This is a genomic window from Clostridium nigeriense (assembly GCF_050585245.1).
Taxonomy (GTDB): Bacteria; Bacillota; Clostridia; order Clostridiales; family Clostridiaceae; genus Clostridium; species Clostridium nigeriense_A.
On the sequence record NZ_JBNOOF010000032.1, the window covers coordinates 1 to 1,731 of the forward strand.

The window sequence follows — 1,731 nt, forward strand, 5'->3', positions numbered from 1 at the left end:
TTATATTTTTCCATATTGGCTATTAAATTAGCCTTAACTTCTTCAAAATTTGTTGTTATAACTGGCAATTGTTTATTTACTTGTATATCCATTTCTCTATCCCCCTAAAATTCAAAATTATCTTGTTGAGTTTCTAATTGCTTTTGCAGTTCTTCCTGTTGCTTTGCTAATTCTTCTTTTTGCTTTCTAGCTTTTTCTGCTTCTATTTTTTTCTTATTATCATTCTTCTTTTTCTCTAGAAGTCTTAACAATTCTGGGTAATCTTTATTTTTAACATCTTCTAGCTTTGTAACTCCTGCATACTTTAAGAAACTATTTATCTCTGTTTCAGTTTCTTCTATAAGCTTTTTCATTACATTAAGATGTACTGTTCCTATCTTCTTTTCTGCTTCTTGCTTATCTTCATCAATTTCTGCATTATCAACAAGATCTGTTTCAGCTATTTCAAAAGCCATCATATACAAATATCTTCTTGCAAATGTTTGTGAACCACCTATAGCTTGTATATCGCTACATCCTTTTAATGCTGGTATCTTTACTGGTGTACTCCATTCTCTCTTAATATCTGGATTATCAGAATCTATTAGATATAAAAACGCTTCTTCTTCTCCATACTTAAACTCTGTATATAATCCAAGTTCATCACAAATTTCATTTACATGTGGTAGAAAATCTCCTAATTCGAAATATTTATAGTTAGAATATTTATTTAATCCTGTTTTCTTAATATCTCTTTTTTGAAGTTCAACTCTAGCTCTTTGTATCTTTTGAAAAATATTAAGTTTCTTTTCCTCTACCATTACTTGTCCTCCTCTGTATCAAAATACAATCTATCATCCATGCCTTCATATCTAATATTTGAAATATAGTAATCTGGATCATTTGAATCATAAAGTTTAAATCCTTCTTCATTCAGTATGTTTATAATAGCTACTAAAATTTTTAATAACACTTTAAATGCTTTCATTGTTACTTCCTTTCTCCACATACAAATAATTTAGATTTATCTATATCAGCTACTAATGCTTTCATTTCATCTTCTTTCAAGCTAGATAAATCAAATCCTAAACCTTCTAGGTATTCAGCTATTTTCTTAGCACTACTCATATTCTTAGATACAACATAAACCTTATGATAATTAGCCTTTACTTCTTCTATTTCCTTATTTCTTCTATCTTTAATCTTTTGTATCTCTCCTTTAAACATACAAGAATCTACTATACTAATCTTTAATCTGCTAATTCTTTTAAATGATTGATCTAAATAATAATTCCCTTCATATGCTACTTCAACATCTTCCTTCATATCTGTAAGTAAATTAGTTATATTGGTTACAACTCTATTAAGTGAATCTTGATACATATTTATTTTCTCTTCATATTTAGATAAAATCTCACTCTTTTTTTCTTCTATTTCTTTATTAAATCTAGCTTCCACACTAGATATAGCCTTTCTTTCAACTCTTTCTATAAACTCTAATAAATCTTTTTTATTCATTCTCATGTCCTCCTAAATCAACTCTCTAATAGTTTGTCCTGTTTCTATATCGTAAATTTCTCCGTTGTCTAAATCTATACCTAGTGGTATAATGTCATTGATTCTTTTGTTGTGCTCGTAACTCTTACTTTGGTCGGTGGAGTTATGAGCTTTTTTATATTGTTCTACAACTTCTCTATAAGCTTCTTTATAATCTTTCTTTTTTGGATAGATTCTTGCTACTTCTTTAGCCAT

Annotated in this window: 3 protein-coding genes and 1 pseudogene; all 4 read right to left on the minus strand. The window is 28.2% G+C overall.

Annotated elements, in window-relative coordinates:
* Positions 1 to 104: 104 nt before the first annotated feature.
* Positions 105 to 800, minus strand: a complete 696-nt coding sequence (locus ACQPUY_RS17645; RefSeq protein WP_430843357.1) for an ERF family protein — start codon at positions 798 to 800, stop codon at positions 105 to 107.
* Complete coding sequence (locus ACQPUY_RS17650; protein WP_430843359.1) at positions 800 to 967, minus strand: hypothetical protein; 168 nt, start codon at positions 965 to 967, stop codon at positions 800 to 802. Before ACQPUY_RS17650 ends, ACQPUY_RS17645 begins: the two co-directional genes overlap by 1 nt.
* Before the next feature lie 2 nt (positions 968 to 969).
* On the minus strand, positions 970 to 1,497 hold the full coding sequence (locus ACQPUY_RS17655; protein ID WP_430843361.1) for a hypothetical protein: 528 nt from the start codon (positions 1,495 to 1,497) through the stop codon (positions 970 to 972).
* Between the two features lie 12 nt (positions 1,498 to 1,509).
* Positions 1,510 to 1,731 (minus strand): annotated as a pseudogene (locus tag ACQPUY_RS17660) (hypothetical protein); the annotation flags it as partial.